Source organism: Halorubrum ezzemoulense DSM 17463, assembly GCF_002114285.1.
Taxonomy (GTDB): Archaea; Halobacteriota; Halobacteria; order Halobacteriales; family Haloferacaceae; genus Halorubrum; species Halorubrum ezzemoulense.
Genome location: NZ_NEDJ01000117.1, coordinates 1 through 5403, shown reverse-complemented (window position 1 = coordinate 5403; position 5403 = coordinate 1). Strand labels below are relative to the sequence as shown.

6 protein-coding genes and 1 pseudogene are annotated in these 5403 nt (G+C 65.5%); 1 reads left to right on the top strand and 6 read right to left on the bottom strand.

What is annotated here, in order from left to right; genetic code table 11:
- Positions 1–295: 295 nt before the first annotated feature.
- The 5 genes and pseudogenes from B9H04_RS17250 to B9H04_RS19780 form a co-directional block, all read right to left on the bottom strand.
- On the bottom strand, positions 296–871 hold the full coding sequence (locus B9H04_RS17250; protein WP_049930113.1) for a chemotaxis protein CheD: 576 nt from the start codon (positions 869–871) through the stop codon (positions 296–298).
- Positions 868–2058, bottom strand: coding sequence for a chemotaxis protein CheC (locus B9H04_RS17245; protein WP_049930111.1), 1191 nt, complete (start codon positions 2056–2058; stop codon positions 868–870). The genes B9H04_RS17250 and B9H04_RS17245 overlap by 4 nt, the downstream gene beginning before the upstream one ends.
- Entirely contained in the window at positions 2058–2414 is a 357-nt protein-coding gene (gene cheY, locus B9H04_RS17240; protein WP_006628944.1) for a chemotaxis protein CheY, read from the bottom strand. Before cheY ends, B9H04_RS17245 begins: the two co-directional genes overlap by 1 nt.
- A 399-nt stretch (positions 2415–2813) precedes the next feature.
- A complete protein-coding gene (locus tag B9H04_RS17235) occupies positions 2814–3488 on the bottom strand; it encodes a hypothetical protein (RefSeq protein ID WP_137708550.1) in 675 nt (224 codons plus the stop codon).
- A 399-nt stretch (positions 3489–3887) separates the two neighbouring features.
- Positions 3888–4072, bottom strand: a pseudogene (locus B9H04_RS19780) (hypothetical protein); the annotation flags it as partial.
- 116 nt (positions 4073–4188) lie between these two features.
- Between B9H04_RS19780 and B9H04_RS17230 the strand changes: the two are divergent.
- Positions 4189–4641 carry a zinc ribbon domain-containing protein gene (locus tag B9H04_RS17230; protein ID WP_049930107.1) on the top strand — a complete coding sequence of 151 codons (453 nt, stop codon included), beginning with the start codon at positions 4189–4191 and terminating at the stop codon, positions 4639–4641.
- A gap of 226 nt (positions 4642–4867) precedes the next feature.
- Here B9H04_RS17230 and B9H04_RS17225 read toward each other — a convergent pair.
- Positions 4868–5403 (bottom strand): PGF-CTERM sorting domain-containing protein (locus B9H04_RS17225; protein ID WP_139835146.1); only part of this gene is annotated, 536 nt, incomplete at its 5' end.

Here is a 5403-nt window from a genome sequence, read left to right as displayed (position 1 = left end):
GGATCGTCGTCGCCGTCCATACCCCCGGAACCGTCGTCGCCGGATCCGTCGTCGTCGAGGAACCTGTCGAGGACGCTCGCACCGACGAGCCCCAGCGTGGCGACTGCCCAGACGGCGGTTGGAGCTCCCCACACCGGTAGTTCGAGGCCCATTACCGTGTACGACCCGCAGAAGGCACTTCAATTCACCCCTCAAAATATCAACCGTGAGAAAGCATGCCGTCGGGCGAATATCAGACGTTACAGGAGTATATGCGGAGAACTGAGACGGGACCGGACCGGCCGCCGATCGGCGCTCAGATCGCCCGCTCGAAGCCGTCGGCGGCGCGGACGACGAGCCGACCGTCCGAGCGGAGCCGGACCGTGCGGCCAACCGCGTCGCCGACGTCGCTGGCGACGATCGGGACGCCGGCGGCGTCGAGCACCTCGCCGACCCGCTCGACGTTCCGCGGACCGACCGCGTCGGTGAGGTCGAGCATCTCGGCGCCGCCGGCGACCCGCGCCTCCAGACGGCGGGGGTCGGCGCCGGCGTCGTCGAGCCCCCCGATCAGCGAGTCGATCCCGGTGTCGACGTACTTCGCGGGCCGCGAGGCGGCCGTCGTCCGTCCCTCGCCCGCGGGCAGCATAGCGTGGAGGAGTCCGCGGACGCCCGCCCGTCGGTCGACGAGCGCGACCGCGACGCAGGAGCCGAGCCCGCTGGTCGTCAGGATCGCGTCATCGGCGGTGACCGCGAGCTCGCCCACGCCGACCTTGATCCGCCCAGGGTCGTCGGAGGCCGCGCCACCGGTGACGGCGGCCGGGTCGGCGACTGCGTCGCTCTCCGTCCGCTCCGGCGGGTCGTCAGGCCCATCGTCGGAGAGCGAGCGGGTCACGGGTCGGAAAGGTGGTCGAGCGCCCGAGCCAGTTCGCGCTCGTCGGGGAGCGCGTACACGTCACAGCGCGCTTGGATCCCCTCGGTCTCGATAGCGGTGTCGATCACAAACCCGTAATCCTGTCGCTCGCTCAGCTTCGCGACGAGCGGGCTGATCGTCGAGGCGCCGATGTCGTGGACGAACTCCGGCGGCGAGTGGGTGATCGACGTGCCGAGCACGTTCGCCCAGCCGTCGATGAACCCGCTCGTCATCACGTTGCCGAGCTCGCAGAGCGCGTTTTCGGCCATGTCGCCGAGCGGCTCGTCGGGCTCCATCGGGAGCATCGCATCCGCGACCGCCGCCGCCGAGGACTCCTCAAAGAGGATCGCGAGGTAGCCGCTCGGCTCTCCCTGGAGCTCAAACACCGTCCCCGCATGGGGCTCGGTGCCGACCTCTGCGGGCACGTCGGCGAGCGGGACGAACCGGAGCCGGCTCACGTCGACGCTCGTCTCTAACCCGGTCATCATCGCGATGTTGTCGGCGGCGTTCGCCGACCCCTTCTTCGCCAGCGACGAGAACGTCGACAGCGACTCGTACGGCACCGCCGTGCTCGCCGTGCCGCCGGCCGCCTCGCCGCCGGCCGCTGCCGCGGGCGCCGTCTTCCCGACGATGAGGTCGCGGAAGGGCCCCGAGTCGGGCAGCATGTAGATGGAGAAGTCGAGGTCGGTCGTCGTCGCGTCGAGGCGGCTCTCGAAGAGGAACACGCCGTCGCCCGCGAGCGCGCCGTCCGGCAGCACCGCCGCGCCGTCCGCCTCAAAGTACCGCGGGGGCGACATGTCGATTGCCTTCCCGAGGTAGTTCGCCCACCCGTCGAGGAAGCCGCCGAGCGCGATGTTGCCGACCTCCGTCACGGCGCTGCGCTCCATCGACTGCCCGCCGGGGAGAAGCGAGAGCAGGGCGTCGGCGGTGACCGCGTCGAACGCGAGGACCGCCTCGCCGTCTAACCCGCCGCGGAGCCCGACGCTCACGCCGATCGACTCCCGGCCGGCGAACGACTCGGCGAGGTCCTCGCCGCTGGCGACGCTCGCGCCCGTCACCTCCACCGCGAGGTCGGTCCCGGTGAGATCCGAGAGCGCGCCGGCGGCCTGTTTGGCCCCCCGTTCCGCGAGGCGGTTACAGGCGCCGAGTGCGCGGACGTCGACGCGCATTATACCGCCGAACCGATGGCGTCGAGCACGTTCGGCTTCTGGAACGGCTTCGTGATGTACCCCTCCGCGCCCGCCTTGATCGCCGCCTTCATCTTCTCCTCCTGCCCGACACTGGTACACATGATCACCGTCGCGTCGGGATTGTCTTCGAGGATCTCCGTCGTTGCCTCAATACCGTCGCGGATCGGCATCACGATGTCCATCATCACGAGGTCCGGCCCGTGTTCCTCGTACATGTTGACCGCCTCTACGCCGTTCTCTGCCTCCCCGACGATCTCGAACTCGCCCTCGAGGATCTCCCGGAGCAGGTTCCGCATGAACTCCGAGTCGTCGGCGATGAGTACCCGCGTAGCCATTGTTGTCTGAAACCGGGCGCAGCGATCACTTAATCGCTCCCCCGCGGTTCTCAGCGATGAGAACGGAGCTGTCACGAGTCGAGCGCGGCGCGGGCGCGAGGAGCGACGAGCAGCGGCGGAAAAGCCCGAGGCGGCGGCTCGCGCGAAGGCCGATGGTCGGAGCGCCGGTCAGACCTAGTGCCTGAGGAGGTGGACCGCGCCGACGAGGACGGCCCCGCCGAACGCCTCGTGGGCGCCGAACGGGAGGGGATCAGCCTCGAGCTGCGTGAGCCGTCGTCGGTCGGCCCCTCGGACAGCGCGCCATCGCCGTCAGTCCCGTTGGCGGCGTGCTCGCCGGCGGGGCCCTCCCCGTCGTCGGATGCCGTCTCGTCGGTCGACTCGCCGTCGTCGTCCAGCCCGTCAGCCGCGTCGTCGTTCGCGGCGCTGGTGGTCGTCCCTCCGTCGCTCGTGTCGATTCACGAGGTAGAAGCGCCCGGGCGCGTCGGGCGTCTCCAGTTCGGCCGCGTCGGCGAGAAAGAGTGTGATGTCCTCCGGGTCGGCCCGCGACAGGTTGAGCCGCGAGGCGGGCTCGTTGATCCCGGGGTTCGTTTGCCTGACGCGGAGCGACACCCCATCCTCGGCGGTCAGGAAGTCCCTCAGCACGCGGTGGTCGACCGTCTGGCCGGCCTCAAGCGGGCCCGCGTCGCGCGCTGCCGAGAAGTGGAACAGCGCGCCCCAGATGCCGGTCGCCTCGGACCCGAAGACGATCCGGTTGCCCTTCGTCACCGCAGTCCGGTCAAGCCCGTTGGCCTGGAGCCCGGCGAGCGACTTCATGTCGCCGTTGCTGTCGCTGTCGAGGGCGGCCAGGTCGATGCTGGTGAACACCTCGATGTCGTCGCGGAACGCCGGATTCTCCAAGCCGAGGTCGGCTTTTTCCTCGACCTCGGTCGGCTGGACGATGCCCGACTCGTCAACGGCGAGGGTGCCGTCAGTGATCGCGAGCCGGTACCGCTGCGAGACGAGCGGGCGAACGAGCCTGGCGGCGGCCGTCGCGCCAGCGAAGCCGCTGACGTTGGCGAGGGAAGTCGCTGTCACATCGCCGTCCGCGTTCCTGAACGTGAGACCACACGAGGCGTCGTCGCGGGTACAGCTCCGCCCGTTGGTCTGGTTCGTCCCGATCGTCCGGGTGGTGATCGTTATAAAGAGCAAGGAGAATACCCGCGCCTTTAGGCCTGTCTCTTACCCACAAGTTCACTGAGTCCCAAACAGACGTTTCAGACGCTGTCGAATCCAATCTATTCGCGGAAGATCGAGGTGAGGAGTGATTCGGGCGGTGATATCGGCAGTGGGGGGTTGCTGAATAGGGTAAACGAGATCAGCAAAATCGTCCTATAGAAGTGTTATGTCTGTAGATATCGAGGTTTCGGTCGGATTTATTGACCTCAACAACGACTCGATTTGTGGGTAAGAGACAGGGCTTTAGCCGGAGGAGGATGTCAACGTCGTCTGGCCGGTGATCTTGATCACGTCGACGTACCCAACCGACTGGCCGGTGTCGCTGAGCCGGTTCCCGCCGACGAGCAGGTACGCCACCCGTTGGGGTTGTTCGCTGTGTGGCGTATCTCGATCGGATCGCCGGCCACGGGGGTGTAGGTCGCCCGGGAGAAGCCGCCACTGATTATCAGACCGTGTAATGAGGCCGGCGAACTCGGCCGCCGAAATCGAGAATCACCCGACGCAAACGCCTCTGCCGGTCCGAAGAATTAAGCCCTGCGGGAGCCCGAATCACGGCAATATGCCATCGTGTCCCCGCTGTGACGCACCGGTCGACGACAACGCGCGGTACTGCGCACAGTGTGGCGCCCCGCAGACAGAGGACGCGGCTGAGGAGCTAGACGAGTACGTCCAGCGGCAGGCGGAGCAGGTCGCCGGATCCGACGGCGGGGGCGGCGGAGGCAGCGGATCAAGGGGGACCGACGTTTTCCCGTCGACAGAGGAACTCACCGACCGCGAACAGCTGTGGCGGCGGGGGTCGTATGTCCTCGGCTACGGAACGATCGTGATCGCGATGACCCGCGTGCCGGCGGCCGAGTCGTGGCCGCTGATCCTCGCCAGCGTGGCGATCTTACCGCCGATCCGCCGGCTCACCGCCGAGCCGCTGGGCAGTCCACTCAAACGCGAGGTGATGGCGGGGATATACGCAGTTTTCGCAGTCATCGGGATCGCGTTGTTCGTATTGTTGGGGTGAACCAGTGGGTGGCAGTTTTGTGAGGAATTTCGCCTACCATCCGTCTTTAGTTACGCTTTTCGTGGCATATTGTTGATGGCTTGCTATCTTGTGACTTCGGTCTGTCGCGGGTGAATTCTATTCGGCTTAGAGAGACTCAAATCGGGAGTTGTAGCTACTCAGGGGAACACAGTGACTGTATCAACAATCACCTACCGAAGAGTGAGAGGAAAAAATGACGACGTTATCAGCTGTGTTGGCGCCGGGAAATGAGCCCAACGACTAGCAATGCTATGAGGGCAGCTACAACCCCAAATCCAGGCGTTGAGCCGTCCGTATCTTCTCCTTCGTCTGTTTCATCCTCTCCGCTTGCGGAGTCTTCGTCAGCGCTATCACTTTCATCGTCACTTCCCATGCCGTCATCAGCACCCTCGTCACTATCCGTGTCATCTGTCTCGTCACCATCATCTGGGACCTCAACGGTCAGCGTTCCAGTTTGACTATCCGATTCAGTCATAACGGTGTACTCAAGGCTGCCTTCGATTCCCGACGTGTTGATCCCAGTAAATGTAACAGTCGTGCTACCCTGCTGGTCAAGTGTTACTTCTTGAGTGGCGACCGTGTCGTTCCCAACACGGAGTTCAACATCCTGAGTGCTGTCGCTGTAGCGGCTCGTTGTGACTGTCGTGGATACATTGAACCGTTCACCTTGCGTCACAGTGATATTCTGCGGATCAAGGTTCGAGAGGGAGAACGTAGTCGGGAGACTACCGCCGCCACCAC

Excerpts from the sequence above, each read along its gene's own strand:
- cheY (WP_006628944.1), bottom strand. The coding sequence starts at position 2,414 with ATGGCTACGCGGGTACTCATCGCCGACGACTCGGAGTTCATGCGGAAC.
- B9H04_RS17230 (WP_049930107.1), top strand. The coding sequence starts at position 4,189 with ATGCCATCGTGTCCCCGCTGTGACGCACCGGTCGACGACAACGCGCGG.
- B9H04_RS17245 (WP_049930111.1), bottom strand. The coding sequence starts at position 2,058 with ATGCGCGTCGACGTCCGCGCACTCGGCGCCTGTAACCGCCTCGCGGAA.